This is a genomic window from Nocardiopsis sp. NPDC006832, assembly GCF_040635885.1.
Lineage (GTDB): Bacteria > Actinomycetota > Actinomycetes > Streptosporangiales > Streptosporangiaceae > Nocardiopsis.
The window spans coordinates 80,714-99,427 of record NZ_JBEYLC010000009.1 but is presented as its reverse complement, the minus strand read 5'-3'; the positions used below and the strand labels follow the sequence as shown (position 1 = coordinate 99,427).

Sequence of the window (18,714 nt, the reverse complement as noted above, 5' to 3'; positions counted from 1 at the left end):
GTAACACGTAAAGGAATGCGCGAAGAAGATGGGCATTCGTAAGTACAAGCCGACGACGCCGGGTCGTCGCGGCTCCAGCGTGAGCGACTTCGTCGAAATCACGCGTTCGGAGCCGGAGAAGTCCCTGGTCCGTCCGCTTCACTCCAAGGGCGGTCGTAACGGCCACGGCCGGATCACCGCTCGTCACCAGGGTGGCGGTCACAAGCGCGCCTACCGCGTGATCGACTTCCGTCGCCACGACAAGGACGGTGTGCCGGCCAAGGTCGCTCACATCGAGTACGACCCCAACCGCACCGCTCGCATCGCCCTGCTCCACTACGTGGACGGTGAGAAGCGCTACATCCTGGCGCCCGCCGGCCTCTCGCAGGGCGACAAGGTCGAGAACGGCCCCCAGTCCGACATCAAGCCGGGCAACTGCCTCCCGCTGCGCAACATCCCCACGGGTACGTTCGTGCACGCGGTCGAGCTGAAGCCGGGCGGCGGTGCCAAGCTGGGCCGCTCCGCCGGATCGCAGATCCAGCTCCTGGCCAAGGAGGGCGGCTACGCCACGCTGCGTATGCCCTCCGGTGAGATGCGCCTGGTGGAGATCTCCTGCCGCGCCACGGTCGGCCAGGTCGGCAACGCCGAGCAGTCCAACATCAGCTGGGGCAAGGCCGGCCGCTCGCGGTGGAAGGGCAAGCGCCCGACCGTCCGTGGTGTGGTGATGAACCCGGTCGACCACCCGCACGGTGGTGGTGAGGGCAAGACCTCCGGTGGTCGTCACCCGGTCAGCCCCTGGGGCAAGAAGGAAGGCCGGACCCGGGCCAAGAACAAGGCCAGCGACAAGCTGATCGTGCGGCGTCGGCGTAGCGGTAAGAAGAAGCGGTAAGGAGCACGTCTGATGCCACGTAGCCTTAAGAAGGGCCCCTTCGTGGACGGCCACCTCATCAAGAAGGTGGAGTCACAGAACGAAAAGGGGACCAAGAACGTCATCAAGACGTGGTCCCGGCGGTCCATGATCGTCCCGGAGATGATCGGTCACACGATCGCCGTCCACGACGGCCGCAAGCACATTCCGGTGTTCGTGTCGGAGTCGATGGTCGGCCACAAGCTCGGTGAGTTCGCTCCCACGCGTACTTTCCGTAGCCACGTCAAGGACGACCGCCGTAGCCGCCGTTAGCGGTTGCAGCAGTTGTAAGAACAATGTTCTCCATGGTGAGTGGAGAAGATATTTTCCGTGAGCGAGGGAAAAGCGATGGGAACGAGGGCACAGGCGCGGTTCGTCCGCGTTACGCCCCGCAAGGCTCGCCGGGTGGCGGACCTTATTCGCGGGTTGCCCGCTGACGAGGCGCAGGCGGTGCTCCGGTTCGCTCCCCAGTCGGCGAGTGAGCCCGTTGGCAAGGTGCTGGACAGCGCCATCGCCAACGCCGAGCACAACGACAAGCTGGACCGGGAGAACCTGGTGGTCGAGCGTGTCTGGGTGGACGAAGGTCCGACCCTGAAGCGTATTCGCCCGCGAGGCTTCGGCCGGGCCTTCCGTGTCACCAAGCGTACGAGCCACATCACCGTGGTCGTCGCCGAGGACGCGCGTGCCTCGTCCAAGACGAAGGAAAGGACCCGATAGTGGGGCAGAAGATCAACCCGCACGGGTTCCGCCTCGGCATCACCACCGACTTCAAGAGTCGCTGGTACGCCGACAAGTCCTACAAGGACTACGTCAAGGAAGACGTCGCGATCCGTCGGATGCTGACCCGTGGCATGGAGCGCGCGGGCATCTCCAAGGTCGAGATCGAGCGCACCCGTGACCGTGTCCGCGTGGACGTCTACACCGCCCGGCCGGGCATCGTCATCGGCCGCCGCGGCGTGGAGGCCGACCGGATCCGTACGGACCTCGAGAAGCTGACCGGCAAGCAGGTGCAGCTGAACGTCTTCGAGGTGAAGAACCCGGAGATCGACGCGCAGCTCGTCGCCCAGGGCGTCGCCGAGCAGCTGAGCAGCCGCGTGGCGTTCCGCCGCGCGATGCGCAAGGCCATGCAGAGCGCGATGAAGAGCGGTGCCAAGGGCATCCGTATCCAGTGTGGTGGTCGTCTGGGTGGGGCAGAGATGTCCCGCTCGGAGTTCTACCGCGAGGGTCGGGTCCCGCTGCACACGCTTCGCGCCGACATCGACTACGGCTTCTTCGAGGCCCGGACGACGTTCGGTCGCATCGGTGTGAAGGTGTGGATCTACAAGGGCGACGCCCCTGTGACCCGCGCCGAGCGTGAGGCCGCTCAGGCCGCGCAGCGCACCGCCGGTGGCGGTCAGCGCCGCGAGCGTCCGCAGCGCCGCCGTCGCGGTGGCCCCGCGGGTGGCGGTCAGACCGAAGCCAAGGCCGGCGCCTCCGCCGAGGCCCCGAAGACCGAGGGGAGCTGACAAGTGCTTATTCCTCGTAAGGTCAAGTACCGCAAGCAGCACCACCCGGACCTTCGTGGCAAGGCCAAGGGCGGGACCCGGGTCACCTTCGGTGAGTACGGTATCCAGGCTCTTGAGTCCGCTTACGTGACGAACCGTCAGATCGAGTCCGCTCGTATCGCCATGACGCGTCACATCAAGCGTGGCGGCAAGGTGTGGATCAACATCTTCCCGGACCGTCCGCTGACCAAGAAGCCCGCCGAGGTCCGCATGGGCTCCGGTAAGGGTTCGCCCGAGTGGTGGGTCGCGCCGGTCAAGCCCGGTCGCGTGATGTTCGAGCTGTCGGGCGTGCCCGAGGCGGTGGCCAAGGAGGCCATGAGCCGTGCGATGCACAAGCTCCCGATGAAGTGCAAGTTTGTTAAGCGTGAGGGGGAGTGATGGCGAAGTCCGTGACTGCCCATGAGCTGCGCGACCAGTCCGTCGAGGACCTGGTCACCAAGCTCAAGGAAGCCAAGGAAGAGCTCTTCAACCTCCGCTTCCAGGCCGCCACCGGCCAGCTCGACAACCACAGCCGTCTTCGCACGGTCAAGCGCGAGATCGCGCGGATCTACACGGTCATGCGCGAGCACGAGCTGGGCATCGTCCCGCTGTCTGGTGAGTCGGCTGAGGAGACGAAGGAAGCAGCCGAATGACTGAGAACCAGACCGCGGCCCGTAACGACCGCAAGACGCGTGAAGGCCTCGTCGTCAGCGACAAGATGGATAAGACCGTCGTCGTCGAGGTCGAGGACCGCGTCACGCACGCCCTGTACGGCAAGGTCATCCGTCGGACGACCAAGTACAAGGCCCACGATGAGGCGAACTCCTGTGGCGTCGGTGACCGGGTCCTCATGATGGAGACCCGGCCGCTCTCCGCGACGAAGCGTTGGCGCGTCGTGGAGATCCTGGAGAAGGCTAAGTAACCCCGGCCTGTCGGCGGCCGACACCAGTTGTCGGCCGCCGTCGCGAGGGGTGAGACCACCTAGCCGTGCGGCAGTGGACCGCACGCATCACATCAGGAGCAGACGTGATTCAGCAGGAGTCGCGACTCAAGGTCGCCGACAACACGGGTGCCAAGGAGATCCTTACCATCCGTGTTCTCGGTGGCTCGGGTCGGCGCTACGCCGGGATGGGCGACACCATCGTCGCCACGGTGAAGGACGCCCTGCCTGGCGCTGGAGTCAAGAAGGGCGACGTCGTCAAGGCCGTTATCGTGCGCACCGCCAAGGAGCGCCGCCGGCCCGACGGCTCCTACATCCGCTTCGATGAGAACGCTGCCGTGCTCATCAAGGACGGTGGGGACCCGCGAGGCACCCGCATCTTCGGCCCGGTGGGCCGTGAGCTGCGTGACAAGAAGTACATGCGCATCATTTCGCTGGCGCCGGAGGTGCTCTAAGCGATGAAGATCAAATCTGGCGACGAGGTCATCGTTCTCGCCGGCAAGGACAAGGGTGCCACGGGGAAGGTCGTCAAGGCCCTTCCCAAGGAAGACCGTGTCATCGTCGAGGGCGTCAACCTGGTCAAGAAGCACAGGAAGGCCAACCCCGCCGGTGGCGAGCAGGGAGAGGTCGTCACCAAGGAGGCCACCATCCACGTGAGCAACGTTGCGCTCGCTGAGGACGGTAAGGCCACCCGGGTCGGCTACCGCTTCGAGGAGGACGGAACCAAGGTTCGCGTCTCCCGCCGCACCGGTAAGGACATCTGATGACGGTTACCAACGACATCACCGCCCCTCCGATGCCGCGGCTCAAGGAGAAGTACCGCAACGAGATCGTTGCGGGCCTCAAGGACGAGTTCGGCATCGAGAACGTCATGCAGATCCCCGGTCTCACGAAGATCGTGGTGAACATGGGCGTCGGCGAGGCGGCTCGTGACGCGAAGCTCATTCAAGGCGCGATCGCCGACCTGTCGGCGATCACCGGGCAGAAGCCGAAGATCAACCGGGCCAAGAACTCCATCGCGCAGTTCAAGCTGCGCGAGGGTCAGCCGATCGGCGCCAGCGTGACGCTGCGCGGCGACCGGATGTGGGAGTTCCTCGACCGGCTGCTCTCCCTGGCCCTGCCCCGTATCCGGGACTTCCGTGGCCTTTCCCCGAAGCAGTTCGACGGGAACGGGAACTACACCTTTGGTCTGACCGAGCAGGTCATGTTCCACGAGGTGAACCCGGACAAGGTCGACAGGCAGCGTGGGATGGACATCACCGTCGTCACCACCGCCACCATCGACGACCAGGGCCGCAGCCTGCTCAAGCGGCTCGGTTTCCCGTTCAAGGAAGCCTGAGGGGTTAACCATGGCTAAGAAGTCCCTGATCGCAAAGGCGAACCGGAAGCCGAAGTTCGGCGTTCGGGCGTATACTCGATGCTCGCGGTGCGGTCGCCCGCGTGCCGTCTTCAAGAAGTTCGGCCTGTGCCGTATCTGCTTCCGCGAGATGGCGCACCGGGGCGAGCTGCCCGGCATCACCAAGTCGAGCTGGTAGTTTCCGGCAGGGCCGACCAAGCGCGTGAGCGCGGTCGGCCCCCGGAGACGCCACCTTCCCGGTGGCTCGACGCAGGAACCGTCGTCCTCCACGACGGAGTTCGACGGGAAGCGAAATTCATTCACCAGGGCACGGCAGTCCCACGGGGACAGCGGTGCCCACGACCACGCCGAAGGTCCGTTTGTGCACTTCACGGGGGAAACCTCGCGGAAGGCAGGCTCTGGGAAAGGCCCGCACTCGGAAACCGCGGTGAGGAAGGGCCAGTCGGCCATGACAATGACCGACCCGATCGCAGACATGTTGACTCGTCTGCGTAACGCGAATTCGGCTTACCACGACACCGTGACGATGCCGTTTTCCAAGATCAAGGCGCACATCGCCGAGGTCCTCCAGCATGAGGGCTTCATTCAGGGGTGGCGGACCGAGGAGGCCACTGTCGGCCAGAGCCTCGTCCTGGAGCTGAAGTACGGCCCCACGCGTGAGCGCTCCATCGCGGGCATCCGCCGGGTGTCCAAGCCCGGTCTCCGCGTGTACGCGAAGAAGGACAACCTTCCTCGCGTTCTGGGTGGCCTCGGTGTGGCCATCATTTCGACGTCCGGCGGCCTGATGACTGACAAGCAGGCCAAGAAGCGTGGCGTGGGCGGCGAAGTCCTCGCTTACGTCTGGTAATAGGGAATAGGGAGAGACGAAAAGCATGTCGCGTATCGGTCGACTGCCGCTCTCGGTCCCCAAGGGCGTCGAGGTCACGATTAACGGGCAAGACGTCACTGTCAAGGGGCCGAAGGGCGAACTGAAGCACACGATCACCGAGCCCATCACCGCCTCCTTCGAGGATGGTGTGGTCACGGTGTCGCGTCCCGACGACAAGCCGGAGAACCGGTCGCTGCACGGTCTGAACCGTGCGATGATCGCGAACCTCGTCGAGGGTGTCTCCAAGGGCTACGCCAAGACTCTGGAAATCCACGGCGTGGGTTACCGGGTGCAGGCTCGCGGCTCCAACCTGGAGTTCTCGCTGGGCTACAGCCACCCCGTCGTGGTGGAACCGCCGGAGGGCATCTCCTTCCGCGTGGAGAAGCCGACGATCCTTCACGTCGAGGGCATCGACAAGCAGCTGGTGGGCCAGGTCGCCGCGAACATCCGCGGACTGCGCAGGCCTGACCCGTACAAGGCCAAGGGCGTGCGCTACCAGGGTGAGCACATCCGCCGCAAGGCCGGAAAGGCTGGTAAGTAGGCATGGGCATCACCGTGAGCCGCAAGCGCACCGCGAAGGCCACCACCGCTCGCAAGCGTCGCCAGTTCCGGGTGCGCAAGAAGGTCGTGGGCACCGCCGAGCGTCCCCGTCTGGCCGTCTTCCGCTCCTCCAAGCACATCGTCGCGCAGGTCATCGACGACACCAAGGGTCACACCCTGGTCGCCGCCTCCAGCGTCGAGTCGGATGTGCGTGGCGCCGAGGGCACCAAGTCCGACAAGTCCGTGAAGGTCGGTGAGCTCGTCGCGCAGCGCGCGAAGGACGCCGGCATCACCAAGGTCGTCTTCGACCGTGCCGGTAACCGGTACGCCGGCCGCATCGTGAAGCTCGCCGAGGCGGCGCGCGAAGGCGGGCTGGAGTTCTGATGACCGTTGTACAGGCCGAGAACAACCACGAGAAGAGGAACCACTGATGGCTGCAGCACCGCGGCGCGGCGCCGGTGGCGAGCGGCGTGATCGCCGTGACGATCGCCGCGGCGGCGCCGCAGACAAGGGTGTCTCCTACATCGAGAAGGTCGTGACCATCAACCGGGTCGCGAAGGTCGTCAAGGGCGGCCGTCGCTTCTCCTTCACCGCGCTCGTCATCGTCGGTGACGGTAACGGCATGGTGGGTGTCGGTTACGGCAAGGCCAAGGAAGTCCCGGCCGCCATCGCCAAGGGCGTCGAGGAGGCGAAGAAGAGCTTCTTCCGCGTCCCCCGCGTCCAGGGCACGATCACGCACCAGATCCAGGCCGAGGATGCCGCGGGTGTCGTCCTGCTGCGTCCCGCGGCCCCGGGTACCGGTGTGATCGCCGGTGGTCCGGTCCGCGCCGTCCTGGAGTGCGCCGGTATCCACGACGTCCTGAGCAAGTCGCTCGGTTCGTCCAACCCGCTCAACATCGTGCGAGCCACGGTGGCCGCTCTGAAGGGCCTCAACCAGCCCGAGGAGATCGCCGCCCGTCGTGGTCTGCCGATCGAGGACGTCGCCCCGGCCGCCATGCTGCGCGCTCGTGCTGAGGCGAAGGCAGGAGCCTGATCATGGCAAAGATCAAGATCACGCAGACCGGCTCCAAGATCGGTGGCAAGGAGAAGCAGCGCGCTGCTCTCCAGTCGCTGGGTCTGGGCCGGATCGGTAAGTCCACCGTCCGTGAGGACCGCCCTGAGGTTCGCGGGCAGATCACGATCGTCTCGCACCTCGTCACTGTCGAGGAGGTCGCAGAATGAGCGACTACAACCCCGACGAGCCGCTCAAGCTCCACCACCTGCGTCCCGCCCCGGGTGCCAACAAGTCCAAGATCCGCAAGGGTCGTGGCGAGGCCTCCAAGGGTAAGACCGCCGGTCGCGGTACCAAGGGCACGAAGGCTCGTAACACCGTTCGGCCCGGTTTCGAGGGTGGGCAGATGCCCCTCATCCGCCGGGTCCCGAAGCTCAAGGGCTTCAGCAACGCCTTGTTCAAGACGACCTACCAGGTCGTCAACCTGGACAAGCTGAGCGAGCTCTACCCCGAGGGTGGCGAGGTCACCGTCGAGGGTCTGGTCGCCAAGGGCGCGGTTCGCAAGAACCAGCCCGTCAAGGTGCTGGGCACCGGTGAGATCACCGTCGCCGTGCAGGTGAGCGTCAACGCGCTCTCCTCCTCGGCGAAGGAGAAGATCACCGCCGCCGGTGGCACCGTCACCGAGCTGTAGGGGTTTTCCCTACGATGCGCGTTTGGGGGCGTCCGCCCGGCAGGATCCGCGAGGATCGGCTGGTCGGGCGCCCTCACGCGTTGTGAGTGTTGATCGTTATGGCTCACGAACCCTGCTGTTGGGTGATGGCTGTTACAGTGCCATCTGTTTGAGCTCCCCGCTTGACGTAATGTGAGTACTTCCGAGCAATGGGCGACGTGCCTGTTGCTGACGTTCTACGACGATTCAGGATCGGCCGCGATGTCTGGAACCCGTTCCGCCGCCGAAGCCGCGCAGGAGGAGACGTGCTAGGTGCGTTCGTTCGTGCATTCCGCACGCCCGACCTGCGCAATAAGCTGCTGTTCACACTGTTCATCCTGACGCTGTTCCGCCTGGGATCGGTGATCCCGGCGCCGGGCATCGACTCGGCGGCGATCAGGGAACAGATGGAGACCATCACCACAGCCGACCAGTCCGGCGTCTACGCCCTGGTCAACCTGTTCAGTGGTGGCGCGCTTCTGCAACTGGCGGTGTTCGCGCTCGGGGTCATGCCGTACATCACCGCGAGCATCATCATCAACCTGCTGACGGTGGTCATCCCCCGCCTGGAGTCCCTCAAGAAGGAGGGCCAGGCCGGTCAGGGCAAGATCACCCAGTACACCCGCTATCTCACGCTCATGCTGGCGGTGCTGCAGGCGACCAGCATCGTGGCCATGGCCCGCACCGGTGCGTTGTTCCAGAACTCCATCCCGGTCTCGTCCTACATGCCCAACCAGGACATCATGACGATGGTGACCATCGTCTTCACGATGACCGGTGGCACCGTGATCATCATGTGGATGGGCGAGCTCATCACCGAGCGCGGTGTCGGCAACGGTATGTCGCTGCTCATCTTCACCCAGGTCATCGCGGTCTTCCCGTCCTCGATCATGGGTCTGTACGAAGAGCGTTCCGTCTGGATCTTCACCATCATCTGCATCGCGGGTCTGGCCCTGATCACCGCCGTGGTGTTCATGGAGCAGGCCCAGCGCCGTATCCCGGTGCAGTACGCGAAGCGCATGGTGGGTCGGCGGATGTACGGGGGTAGTTCCACCTACATCCCGTTGAAGGTCAACCAGGCGGGCATCATCCCCGTGATCTTCGCCTCCTCCCTGCTGTATCTCCCGCAGTTGATCGTGGGTCTTCTGGGACAGGAGTCCACCCATCCGGTGGCGCAGTTCTTCCAGACCTACTTCCTCACCGGCACTCACCCCGTCTACATGGCGACCTTCTTCGTCATGATCGTCGGCTTCGCGTTCTTCTACGTGGCGATTACCTTCAACCCCACCGAAGTCGCCGACAACATGAAGAAGTACGGTGGGTTCATCCCGGGTATCCGACCAGGGCGTCCGACCGCCGAGTATCTCGACTTCGTGCTCACTCGGCTCACGACTCCCGGCTCTCTGTACCTGGGTGTGATCGCTCTCCTGCCGATGGTCGCTCTCGGCGCCACCGGCGCCGACATGAACTTCCCCTTCGGCGGGACGAGCATCCTGATCATGGTCGGTGTCGGGCTGGACACGGTGAAGCAGATCGAGAGTCACCTCCAGCAGAGGAACTACGAAGGTTTTCTGCGATAAATGCGAGCTGTATTGGTGGGGCCGCCTGGGGCCGGTAAAGGCACCCAGGCCCAGATCCTCGCGGAAGAGCTGTCGATCCCGAAGGTGTCCACCGGTGACATCTTCCGGGCCAACGTCAGCGGTGGTACCGAACTCGGCAAGAAGGCCAAGGAGTTCATGGACCGTGGCGACCTCGTCCCCGACGAGATCACCAACGCCATGGTCAAGGACCGACTGGCCAAGGGCGACGCCACGGCGGGCTTCCTGCTCGACGGGTTCCCGCGCAACGTCCCCCAGGCGGAGACGCTCAAGGGGATGCTCGCCGACCTCGGCTCGAACCTGGACGTCGTCCTGGAGCTGAGGGTCGACGAGGAGGAGGTCGTCAAGCGGCTTTCCGGTCGTCGTTCCTGCCCAGAGTGCGGTCGGGTGTACCACGTCGAGTACGACGCCCCGAACGTGGCGGGTAAGTGCGACAACGAGGGCGCCGAGCTGTACCAGCGCGAGGACGACCGCGAGGAGACCATCAGGCACCGCCTGAAGGTCTACCGCGAGCAGACCGCGCCGCTGGTCGAGTACTACTCCGGTGAGGGTCTGCTGGCCACCATCTCCGCCACGGGCCCCGTGGCGGAGGTGACGGCGCGCGCGAAGGCGGCCATCGCCGAGAAGAGGTCGGCCACCTGATGTTCGGCAAGGCCGATCCCGACGTGCAGATCAAGACGCCGGAACAGATCGCCAAGATGAGGGCGGCGGGCCAGGTCGTGGCCGACGCCCTGGACACCCTCCGGGCCGCGGTGCGGCCCGGAGCGTCCACCCTCGAACTCGACTCGATCGCCGAGAAGGTGATCCGGGGCGCCGGGGCCATCCCGTCGTTCAAGGGCTACCACGGCTTCCCCGGCTCGATCTGCGCCTCGGTGAACGAAGAGGTCGTGCACGGCATCCCCAGCTCCGAGCGTGTGCTGGCCGACGGGGACATCATCTCCATCGACTGTGGCGCCATCCTCGACGGCTGGCACGGCGATTCCGCGGTCACGATCGCGGTGGGCGAGGCCCGTTCCGAGGACCTGACCATGATGGACGTGTGCGAGGAGTCCATGTGGCGGGGGATCGCCGAGATGGTCCCGGGCAAGCGCCTCGGGGACATCGGTCACGCGATCGGCGGCCACATCTCGCAGAACGGTGGCTACGGCAACGTGCGCGAGTACGGCGGCCACGGCATCGGCACGCAGATGCACATGGACCCGCACGTGCTCAACTACGGCAAGCGCGGCAAGGGCATGCGTCTTCGCGAGGGCATGTGCCTGGCGATCGAACCGATGACCACGCTGGGCAAGCACGACGTGGTGGAACTCGACGACGGATGGACGGTCGTGACGAAGGACGGCCGTCGTGCCGCCCACTTCGAGCACACCGTGGCCATCACCGCGGATGGTCCGATGGTGCTGACCGCACGCGAGTCCAACCGCGATAAAATCGACGCGATGGGGTTCGTCCAGCCGACCTGGTGACGGCGGGCCCACCCCCGCGTCCCGTCGGAATCCGGCGATGGGGTGGCGACCACTCACCGGTGCAAAGGCGAGGTACGAACAGTGTCCGACCCGGGGCCTTCCATACGAACCTCCGACTCCGAACGTGATCAGGTGGCGCGGCTGCTCCAGGAACACTTCGCTCAGGGGCGGCTGGACCACGAGGAGTTCACCGAACGCCTCGGTCGGGCGTACAAGGCCAAGACGGCGGACGACCTCGCCGGGGTGACCGCGGACCTTCCCGAGAGGGATGTCGTGGAGACCAAGAGCCCGGTGGGCTTCGATATGGGTGTGGCGGCACCTCCGCTGCGCCTGCGAGACCCGGCCCTGATGGTCCCGTGGTGGCTCTACGGTGGCGTCAACATCCTCTGCTTCACCATCTGGCTCATCCTGTACCTGACCACCGACGCGTCGTATCCGTGGTTCCTGTGGGTGCTGGCGCCCTGGGGAATCCTGATGCTCGTGGTGACGTTCGGGGTCCTGGCCGCCCAAAGAGGCGGCCCGGACCCCGAAGACCCTGTCGCTTAGCGCCGCCGCTAGCGCTTTGGCGTGTTCGGGCGCCAAATAAGTCAGGAACCTTCGGCGCCTTTGGTGGGATAGCGAAAAGCGTGCTATCCCACCGCCGGCCCCTCCAGAACCCTGACGGCGCCCGAACGGTAACCCCCGATGGCCGAGGGACTGGGATGTCCTTCAGGGCGGGTGTTTCGTCCGGTGAGGCGGAGCGTGTAGGCTGCTCTGCTCTCGTGTCGAGAGCACTTGCCGGAAGGGGATAGACTGTCACTGCCCATACGCGGGCTGTTGGGTCAGTCTGCCTTCTTTGTGCCACGTCTTCTTATCGACGTAAGCCTTGCAGTTGGCCTGGACTTCCAGTGTGTTCCGGCGTCGGTGACGCGGTGTATCCGTGGTCGCCGGGGCCGTCGCGTCATGCGAGGGACCACTCAGGTCGCGTCGGGTCGTCCTGATCAACCAAATCGATGAGCGAGGCGTGGAGGACATGGCAAAGAAAGACGGCGCCATCGAGATCGAGGGTTCCGTTGTCGAGTCCCTACCCAACGCTATGTTCAAGGTAGAGCTCGATAACGGGCACCAGGTTCTTGCCCACATCAGCGGCAAGATGCGGATGAACTACATTCGTATTCTTCCCGACGACCGTGTCGTCGTGGAACTGAGCCCGTACGACCTCACGCGCGGGCGCATCGTTTACCGCTACAAGTAGCCCGTCCGGGGCCGAACGGCCCGTGACTGGTGATGTGATGAGTTCGGAGTCACCATGAAGGTCAAGCCGAGCGTGAAGAAGATCTGCGCGAAGTGCCGCGTGATCCGCCGTAACGGCCGGATCATGGTCATTTGCTCGGACCCGCGGCACAAGCAGCGCCAGGGCTGACCAAGCCCCGGTTCGCCGGCCGCGACTTCCGTGTCGCACCGGACCCGGGTAGGGGAGTTCCTCCTCGACCGGGCCCACGAAACAACGAAAAACCTGTTCCGATCTCCCGCCCGTTGGTGGTGGGGGAGAACCCTCGGTCGGAGGCCGGGGCCTCGTCGATTGGGCGACGAGAGGAAGGAACGGGTCAGACCTCCGCACATGCATGGATGGAGTCTCGCCCACATGGCACGTATTGCCGGCGTAGACCTCCCCCGCGACAAGCGGGTGGAGATTGCTCTCACGTACGTTTTCGGGGTTGGTCGCACTCGCGCCCTCGAAACCCTGAAGAACACCGGTGTCGACGGGAACACGCGCGTCCACCAGCTGTCCGAAGAGGACCTGGTCAAGCTGCGCGACTGGATCGATGCCAACTACCAGGTCGAGGGTGACCTGCGACGCGAGGTCCAGGCCGACATCCGTCGCAAGATGGAGATCGGTAGCTACCAGGGCATCCGTCACCGTCGTGGTCTCCCGGTGCGTGGTCAGCGCACGCAGACCAACGCCCGTACCCGTAAGGGCAAGAAGAAGACCGTGGCCGGCAAGAAGAAGGCCAAGAAGTAGTCCGCCTCGGACCTGTCGACCGCGTCCGAGAAGTAATCAACGGACCGATGATCTCTGGGAGTTTCACGCATGCCGCCTAAGGGCCGTCAGGGTGCCGCGCGCAAGGTGCGCCGCAAGGAAAAGAAGAACATTGTCCACGGGCACGCTCACATCAAGAGCACGTTCAACAACACGGTCGTCAGCATCACCGACCCGACCGGTGCCGTGATCTCGTGGGCCAGCTCGGGTCAGGTCGGCTTCAAGGGGTCGCGTAAGTCCACCCCCTACGCCGCCCAGATGGCCGCCGAGGCCGCCGCGCGTCGTGCTCAGGAGCACGGCGTCCGTAAGGTCGACGTCTTCGTGAAGGGCCCGGGCTCGGGCCGCGAGACCGCCATCCGTTCGCTGCAGGCGACCGGCCTTGAGGTGGGCTCCATCCAGGACGTCACCCCGGTTCCGCACAACGGCTGCCGCCCGCCGAAGCGCCGCCGCGTCTGAGTCGGCACCGGCGCCCGCGTCTCCTACCCGCGGGCGCCTCGTGGTGCGGTTCGCCTCCACCCTGGTGGGGTGAGGGGCGGACCGGGTAGGAATCCGAACAGGGGACACCGCCGACCGGGCGGTGTCCATCCGGTGGCCGTCAAATAGCGGTCGGCCATGTGGAAGGGAAGACACGGACCATGTTGATCGCACAGCGTCCGACGCTCACCGAGGAGACCATCTCCGAGTGGCGTTCGAAGTTCGTCATCGAGCCGCTGGAGCCGGGTTTCGGCTACACCATCGGTAACTCGCTCCGGCGTACGCTGCTGTCCTCCATCCCCGGCGCGGCTGTCACCAGCATCCGCATCGAGGGCGTCGAGCACGAGTTCACCACCGTGCCCGGTGTCAAGGAGGACGTCACGGAGATGATCCTCAACCTCAAGGGCCTTGTCGTCAGCTCCGAGCACGACGAGCCGGTTCTGATGTACCTGCGCAAGCAGGGCCCGGGCGTGGTGACCGCCGCGGACATCGCTCCGCCGGCCGGTGTCGAGGTGCACAACCCCGACCTGCACATCGCCACGCTCAACGGCAAGGGCAAGCTGGAGATGGAACTGACGGTCGAGCGCGGCCGCGGTTACGTCTCGGCGACGCAGAACAAGCAGCAGGGCCAGGAGATCGGTCGTATCCCGATCGACTCCATCTACTCGCCCGTGCTGCGTGTGACCTACAAGGTCGAGGCCACCCGTGTCGAGCAGCGCACCGACTTCGATCGCCTGATCGTCGACATCGAGACCAAGCAGGCCATCCGTCCCCGTGACGCAGTGGCCAGCGCGGGCAAGACCCTGGTCGAGCTGTTCGGTCTGGCGCGAGAGCTCAACGTCGACGCCGAGGGCATCGACATGGGCCCGTCGCCGACGGACGCCGCCCTGGCGGCCGACCTGGCGCTGCCGATCGAGGACCTCAACCTCACGGTTCGTTCCTACAACTGCCTCAAGCGTGAGGGCATCCACAGCGTTGGCGAGCTGGTTGCCCGCTCTGAGCAGGACCTTCTGGACATCCGGAACTTCGGTGCCAAGTCCATCGACGAGGTCAAGCAGAAGCTCGTCGACATGGGCCTGTCCCTGAAGGACTCCCCGCCCGGATTCGACCCCGGCACCGCGGCCGACTCCTTCGGCTCCGAGGACGACGAGGGTGAGTCCTTCGTCGAGACGGAGCAGTTCTAGACCTTCGTCGCCCAATGGTCCCCGGCCGAGTGCGGCCGCGGACCGCATCACTAGGAGAACGAAAACATGCCCACGCCTACCAAGGGCGCCCGTCTGGGTTCCGGGCCCGCGCACGAGCGGCACATCCTGGCGAACCTGGCCACCTCGCTGTTCCAGCACGGCCGTATCCGCACCACGGAGGCCAAGGCCAAGCGCCTGCGTCCGTACGCCGAGAAGCTCATCACTCTCGGCAAGCGCGGTGACCTGCACGCCCGTCGTCAGGTGCTCACCAAGATCACCGACAAGTCGATCGTGCACGAGCTCTTCACCGAGATCGGTCCGCGCTTCGAGAACCGCCCCGGTGGTTACACCCGCATCACCAAGATCGGTCCGCGCAAGGGCGACAACGCCCCGATGGCTGTCATCGAGCTGGTCGAGGCGCTGAGCGCCCCCGCCGCTCCGGCCGCCGCTGCCGCCCCGGTCGAGGAGACCCCTGAGGCTCCCGCCGAGGAGACCGTCGAGGCCAAGACCGAGGAGGCCCCCGAGGCCGCCGAGGAGAGCGCCGAGAGCAAGTAGGGTGCCCGTGCGTGGCCGGCAGGCCCGCGCGAAGCCCTCGTGAGTGCCCGACCCTTGTGGGGGTCGGGCACTTCTCTTTTGTCCGGACCGGGGTGGCCGGCGAGGTGGAACGGATGGGGATGGACGAGAACGAGACCGTCCGGCTGCGGCTGGACATCGCCTACGACGGAACGGACTTCTCCGGTTGGGCGACCCAACCGACCCGTCGGACCGTGCAGGGTGAGCTGGAGTCGGCGCTGGCCAAGGTGCTGCGGCTCCCGGAGGCGTCGGTGACCTGCGCGGGACGCACCGACGCGGGGGTGCACGCCCGCGGTCAGGTAGCGCAGATCGACGTGCCGAGCGGGACCTGGGAGAACGAGGGTGAGCGTGTGCTGCGCCGGTTGGCCGGGGTCCTGCCCAAGGACGTTCGGGTCAACGCCGTGCGTGTGGCCCCGCCCGGGTTCGACGCCAGGTTCTCGCCGCTGTTCCGCCGCTACGTGTACCGGGTGAGCGACGCGCCCTACGGTGTGGAGCCGTTGCGCCGCCGGGACGTGCTCTGGCACCGGCACCCGTTGGACGTGGACCGGATGAACGAGGCGGCGGCCCTGCTCGTCGGGGAGCACGACTTCGCGGCCTTCTGCAAGAAGCGGGAGGGCGCCACCACGATCCGCGAGCTGTTGAGGCTGTCGTGGGTGCGCGAGGAGGAGTACGTTCTGGCCGGCACGATCCAGGCCGACGCGTTCTGCCACAACATGGTCCGCGCGCTCGTGGGCGCGCTCCTGGCGGTCGGGGACGGCCGTCAGGGGGTGGCGTGGCCGGGACGGATCCTGGGCGCCGCCGTGCGCGATTCGTCGGTGCACGTGGTCGGTCCCCAGGGGCTGAGCCTGGAGGAGGTGCGCTACCCGGCCGACGAGGAGTTGGCCGAGCGCGCCACCCTCACCCGACGCGTCCGTGAGCTGCCCTGCAAGGGGCACACGGGGTAGACCCCTAGTACGTGAGACGGCGCCACCCTCGATCCACGATCCGTGGACGAACGGGGTGGCGCCGTCTCGTGTTCGAGCACCTCAGATCAGGAACGGTCCTCGACGAGCTTGTCGTAGGCGACGTCGATGAAGCCGTCGCCGATGTCGCGCAGTTCGGTGGCGTCGGTCTCCTCGTCGCCGCTGCCGTCGCTGTTGGCCGACAGGGAGAAGAGCAGGTAACGGCCCCACTGGCCGCTGCTGCCGTGGCCTCCGGAGTAGCCCAGGCGTTCGGCCGGGCTGCCCTCCTCGCCGGGCAGACCGGCGAACCACTGGGCGCCGACCAGGTCCTGCGCGGACAGGGCCTCCTCGGCCTCGGTGTCGCCGGGCATGGCGGCGACACCGACGGTGACCGCGTGGTTCTGGTCCTCGCTCAGGTAGGAGGCGCGCACCAGCTGGCGGCACTCCTGGGAGCCGAGCACCTCGCCGTATTCGCCGTGGGTGCCACTGGCGCAGTCCTCGGTGTCGTCGACCGCCACACGGGTGAACGTCCCCTGGCCCTCGACCTCCACCTCTTCGGGGAAGAGGGCCTCGGCGGCCAGGCTGCCCGGGTCGCCGCCTTCGTCGGCGACGGTGGCGGCGTCGCCGCCACCACCGCCGAGGCCGCCGCTGGCGAACAGGAACACGCCGCCGCCGACCACGAGCAGCAGGACGGCGAAGCCGACGCCCATCAGCACGTTGCGCTTGTTGGAACCGGTGGGACGGCGGTCGTCGTAGCCGTCGTCGTAGTAATCGTCGTAGTCGTCGTAGGAGGCGTTCTGGACGTCGAACTGGGCCGTGTCCGCGCCGGCGTCCTCGGGCACCTCGTCGCGGTAGAGCGGGCGGGCCGCGGCACCGGCGCTCGGGCCGGGAACCGCGTTCATGTTCTGGGTGGCGCCCATGGCGTCGGGTGGGAAGACCGGCTCCTCCTTGGGGGGAGCCGGAGGGAGCGCGCCGGGAGGCGGCGGGCCCTGCTGGTACATGGGCGGTCGGCCCGGGCCCGTTCCGGGACGGCCGCCGGTGGGCATGTTCGGTGGCGGGCCCTGAGGGTGCCCAGGGGGCATTGGGGGGCCGCCCTGGGGTCCGGGCCCCTGGGGAGGCCTGGGAGGCATCTGGGGGCCGCTCTGCGGTCCTTGGGGCGGTGGGCCGGGCGGCATGCCGTGCGGTGGGACCGGGCCGCCTGGAGGCATGGGTTGCCCCGGGCCGCCCGGGCCGCGCGGCCCGGGCGGAGGTCCGCTCTGAGTGATATGTCCCATTCCGGGCTGGCCGCCGGTGGGCATGTTCGGTGGCGAGCCCTGGGGAGGACCCGGAGGCATCTGCGGGCCGGGGCCGGGCGGAGGCCCGGGCGGTCTTTGGGGGCCGCCCTGCGGGCCCTGGGGATGCTGCGGCCCGGTCGGGACGCCGGGCTGCGGCGGCGGGGGCGGGAACCCCTGCGCCGGCGGCGTGCCGTGCTGTTGCCCGGGGCCCGATGTGGAAGGCTGTCCCTCAGAAGGGGATCGGGGTCCTCCGAGCAGGTCCTGGCCTTCGCCGTCCGGTGGGAGGGGGCGTCCGTCGGAACCGTGATGAGGCGGGTTCGGATGCGTACTGATGGGAGTCTCCGAATGCTCTGAGGGTGGGACTGGTCCGCGGTTCGCCGTTTTCCCGCGCTTGTGGCGTCCGTATGGGGTCGGCGACCGTGACGGGCGTCTCCAAGGAACACGTCGTCGCCCGTCATATCGGGCTGAGACCGGCCTTTCGGAGCCAGGGTAACCAACCCGCGGCCGGGGGCAGGACGAAGCACTCCCGACAACGGGCATAATAAAAGGCGGAGAGGTCACGGATGTGAACCCGTCCCGGCGCTTTCCCGCCAAGACGATGATCCCACCGGTCGACCCGGCGCTTGCTTTGACCTGCGTTAGGGTGGGCGGGTAGGATATTTCGTCGTTGTGCGTTGAGTTGCCGTGGGCCCCAAAACTCCCGAAGTTGGGTGCCGATCCACGCACCATCGTCTGCGCACTCACGACCGGGTCGTCCTGATTGGACATGGGACATCCGGCCAACGTAACAGCCCCGCAACATGAGGGCTGTTTCCGGCCCCGCACCCGTTGGGGTGTTCCGTAATACGAGTCCACCATCCCGTTCGGGATGGGGCAGCCGAATGAAGAGCGAAGGCGAACGATCGTGCGTACATACAGCCCCAAACCAAGCGATGTCCAGCGTCAGTGGCACGTTGTCGACGCTACCGATCTCGTGCTCGGGCGTATGGCGAGCCAGATCGCCACGCTGCTTCGGGGAAAGCACAAGCCCTACTACGCGCCCCACATCGACACCGGCGACTTCGTCATCGTCGTGAACGCCGACAAGGTCGCGCTCACCGGTAACAAGCTCGAGCAGAAGCGCGCCTACCGCCACTCCGGTTACCCCGGTGGTCTGCGTTCGGTCGCCTACGCCGACCTGCTGGAGAAGAACCCCGAGCGGGCCATCGAGAAGGCCATCAAGGGAATGCTGCCCAACGGCACCCTTGGTCGTCAGATGGCCAAGAAGCTCAAGGTGTACGCCGGTCCTGAGCACCCGCACCAGGCCCAGCAGCCGGTCCCGTTCGAAATGACCAAGATCGAGCAGCCCGCGTAGGCGTTCGCAGACTTTC

The 18,714-nt window shown here is 66.3% G+C and carries 30 protein-coding genes; 29 read left to right on the top strand and 1 reads right to left on the bottom strand.

The genetic code is table 11. The features are described from left to right. The first annotated feature begins 28 nt into the window (after positions 1–28). From rplB to truA, 28 genes are all read left to right on the top strand, one after another. On the top strand, positions 29–868 hold the full coding sequence (rplB, locus tag ABZ717_RS07005; protein ID WP_358506782.1) for a 50S ribosomal protein L2: 840 nt from the start codon (positions 29–31) through the stop codon (positions 866–868). Between the two features lie 12 nt (positions 869–880). Next, positions 881–1,159: a 30S ribosomal protein S19 gene (gene rpsS, locus ABZ717_RS07000; protein WP_067597773.1), complete on the top strand. Its 279-nt coding sequence runs from the start codon at positions 881–883 to the stop codon at positions 1,157–1,159. A gap of 75 nt (positions 1,160–1,234) precedes the next feature. Beyond that, positions 1,235–1,603 (top strand): 50S ribosomal protein L22, encoded by a 369-nt coding sequence (rplV, locus tag ABZ717_RS06995; protein ID WP_067597776.1) that lies wholly within the window; start codon positions 1,235–1,237, stop codon positions 1,601–1,603. Continuing rightward, positions 1,603–2,391: a 30S ribosomal protein S3 gene (gene rpsC / locus ABZ717_RS06990; protein WP_067597779.1), complete on the top strand. Its 789-nt coding sequence runs from the start codon at positions 1,603–1,605 to the stop codon at positions 2,389–2,391. Before rplV ends, rpsC begins: the two co-directional genes overlap by 1 nt. A gap of 3 nt (positions 2,392–2,394) precedes the next feature. Further along, entirely contained in the window at positions 2,395–2,808 is a 414-nt protein-coding gene (gene rplP / locus ABZ717_RS06985) for a 50S ribosomal protein L16 (RefSeq protein ID WP_067597781.1), read from the top strand. After that, positions 2,808–3,062 (top strand): 50S ribosomal protein L29, encoded by a 255-nt coding sequence (gene rpmC, locus ABZ717_RS06980; RefSeq protein WP_067597784.1) that lies wholly within the window; start codon positions 2,808–2,810, stop codon positions 3,060–3,062. Before rplP ends, rpmC begins: the two co-directional genes overlap by 1 nt. Continuing rightward, positions 3,059–3,331, top strand: coding sequence for a 30S ribosomal protein S17 (gene rpsQ / locus ABZ717_RS06975; RefSeq protein ID WP_304074789.1), 273 nt, complete (start codon positions 3,059–3,061; stop codon positions 3,329–3,331). Before rpmC ends, rpsQ begins: the two co-directional genes overlap by 4 nt. A 104-nt stretch (positions 3,332–3,435) precedes the next feature. Beyond that, positions 3,436–3,804: a 50S ribosomal protein L14 gene (gene rplN, locus ABZ717_RS06970; protein ID WP_067597790.1), complete on the top strand. Its 369-nt coding sequence runs from the start codon at positions 3,436–3,438 to the stop codon at positions 3,802–3,804. A gap of 3 nt (positions 3,805–3,807) precedes the next feature. Continuing rightward, complete coding sequence (gene rplX, locus ABZ717_RS06965) at positions 3,808–4,113, top strand: 50S ribosomal protein L24 (RefSeq protein ID WP_358506778.1); 306 nt, start codon at positions 3,808–3,810, stop codon at positions 4,111–4,113. Then, positions 4,113–4,688, top strand: coding sequence for a 50S ribosomal protein L5 (gene rplE, locus ABZ717_RS06960; RefSeq protein ID WP_067597796.1), 576 nt, complete (start codon positions 4,113–4,115; stop codon positions 4,686–4,688). Before rplX ends, rplE begins: the two co-directional genes overlap by 1 nt. A gap of 10 nt (positions 4,689–4,698) precedes the next feature. Beyond that, positions 4,699–4,884, top strand: a complete 186-nt coding sequence (locus ABZ717_RS06955) for a type Z 30S ribosomal protein S14 (RefSeq protein ID WP_067597799.1) — start codon at positions 4,699–4,701, stop codon at positions 4,882–4,884. A 270-nt stretch (positions 4,885–5,154) separates the two neighbouring features. Beyond that, complete coding sequence (gene rpsH / locus ABZ717_RS06950) at positions 5,155–5,553, top strand: 30S ribosomal protein S8 (RefSeq protein ID WP_067597865.1); 399 nt, start codon at positions 5,155–5,157, stop codon at positions 5,551–5,553. 25 nt (positions 5,554–5,578) lie between these two features. Next, complete coding sequence (gene rplF, locus ABZ717_RS06945) at positions 5,579–6,115, top strand: 50S ribosomal protein L6 (protein WP_067597802.1); 537 nt, start codon at positions 5,579–5,581, stop codon at positions 6,113–6,115. 2 nt (positions 6,116–6,117) lie between these two features. Then, positions 6,118–6,498, top strand: coding sequence for a 50S ribosomal protein L18 (rplR, locus tag ABZ717_RS06940; protein WP_067597805.1), 381 nt, complete (start codon positions 6,118–6,120; stop codon positions 6,496–6,498). A 46-nt stretch (positions 6,499–6,544) separates the two neighbouring features. Beyond that, complete coding sequence (rpsE, locus tag ABZ717_RS06935) at positions 6,545–7,147, top strand: 30S ribosomal protein S5 (protein ID WP_358506775.1); 603 nt, start codon at positions 6,545–6,547, stop codon at positions 7,145–7,147. A gap of 2 nt (positions 7,148–7,149) precedes the next feature. Then, entirely contained in the window at positions 7,150–7,335 is a 186-nt protein-coding gene (rpmD, locus tag ABZ717_RS06930; RefSeq protein ID WP_017603897.1) for a 50S ribosomal protein L30, read from the top strand. Beyond that, entirely contained in the window at positions 7,332–7,796 is a 465-nt protein-coding gene (rplO, locus tag ABZ717_RS06925) for a 50S ribosomal protein L15 (protein WP_358506773.1), read from the top strand. Before rpmD ends, rplO begins: the two co-directional genes overlap by 4 nt. Positions 7,797–8,080: 284 nt before the next feature. Beyond that, positions 8,081–9,394, top strand: coding sequence for a preprotein translocase subunit SecY (gene secY, locus ABZ717_RS06920; RefSeq protein WP_358506771.1), 1,314 nt, complete (start codon positions 8,081–8,083; stop codon positions 9,392–9,394). Next, positions 9,395–10,054 (top strand): adenylate kinase, encoded by a 660-nt coding sequence (locus ABZ717_RS06915; RefSeq protein WP_358506769.1) that lies wholly within the window; start codon positions 9,395–9,397, stop codon positions 10,052–10,054. Beyond that, positions 10,054–10,878 (top strand): type I methionyl aminopeptidase, encoded by an 825-nt coding sequence (gene map / locus ABZ717_RS06910; RefSeq protein WP_358506767.1) that lies wholly within the window; start codon positions 10,054–10,056, stop codon positions 10,876–10,878. The genes ABZ717_RS06915 and map overlap by 1 nt, the downstream gene beginning before the upstream one ends. Before the next feature lie 81 nt (positions 10,879–10,959). Continuing rightward, on the top strand, positions 10,960–11,424 hold the full coding sequence (locus tag ABZ717_RS06905; RefSeq protein WP_358506765.1) for a DUF1707 domain-containing protein: 465 nt from the start codon (positions 10,960–10,962) through the stop codon (positions 11,422–11,424). A gap of 466 nt (positions 11,425–11,890) precedes the next feature. Continuing rightward, the gene (gene infA, locus ABZ717_RS06900; protein WP_013156135.1) at positions 11,891–12,112 is read left to right on the top strand and encodes a translation initiation factor IF-1; all 222 of its coding nucleotides are present in this window, start codon (positions 11,891–11,893) and stop codon (positions 12,110–12,112) included. 54 nt (positions 12,113–12,166) lie between these two features. After that, positions 12,167–12,280 (top strand): 50S ribosomal protein L36, encoded by a 114-nt coding sequence (rpmJ, locus tag ABZ717_RS06895; protein ID WP_013156136.1) that lies wholly within the window; start codon positions 12,167–12,169, stop codon positions 12,278–12,280. Positions 12,281–12,502: 222 nt separating this feature from the next. After that, on the top strand, positions 12,503–12,880 hold the full coding sequence (gene rpsM / locus ABZ717_RS06890) for a 30S ribosomal protein S13 (RefSeq protein ID WP_358506763.1): 378 nt from the start codon (positions 12,503–12,505) through the stop codon (positions 12,878–12,880). A gap of 69 nt (positions 12,881–12,949) precedes the next feature. Further along, entirely contained in the window at positions 12,950–13,354 is a 405-nt protein-coding gene (gene rpsK, locus ABZ717_RS06885) for a 30S ribosomal protein S11 (RefSeq protein WP_067597829.1), read from the top strand. Between the two features lie 179 nt (positions 13,355–13,533). After that, entirely contained in the window at positions 13,534–14,556 is a 1,023-nt protein-coding gene (locus ABZ717_RS06880) for a DNA-directed RNA polymerase subunit alpha (protein ID WP_067597831.1), read from the top strand. A 66-nt stretch (positions 14,557–14,622) separates the two neighbouring features. Beyond that, positions 14,623–15,111 (top strand): 50S ribosomal protein L17, encoded by a 489-nt coding sequence (rplQ, locus tag ABZ717_RS06875; protein WP_358506760.1) that lies wholly within the window; start codon positions 14,623–14,625, stop codon positions 15,109–15,111. Positions 15,112–15,230: 119 nt separating this feature from the next. After that, positions 15,231–16,073 carry a tRNA pseudouridine(38-40) synthase TruA gene (truA, locus tag ABZ717_RS06870; RefSeq protein WP_358506758.1) on the top strand — a complete coding sequence of 281 codons (843 nt, stop codon included), beginning with the start codon at positions 15,231–15,233 and terminating at the stop codon, positions 16,071–16,073. Positions 16,074–16,159: 86 nt separating this feature from the next. Here truA and ABZ717_RS06865 read toward each other — a convergent pair whose 3' ends face one another. Then, entirely contained in the window at positions 16,160–16,990 is an 831-nt protein-coding gene (locus ABZ717_RS06865) for a hypothetical protein (protein WP_358506853.1), read from the bottom strand. A gap of 1,258 nt (positions 16,991–18,248) precedes the next feature. On the opposite strand from ABZ717_RS06865, the gene rplM reads away from it, so the two are divergent. Then, on the top strand, positions 18,249–18,698 hold the full coding sequence (gene rplM, locus ABZ717_RS06860; protein WP_067597868.1) for a 50S ribosomal protein L13: 450 nt from the start codon (positions 18,249–18,251) through the stop codon (positions 18,696–18,698). The last annotated feature ends 16 nt before the right edge of the window (positions 18,699–18,714 follow it).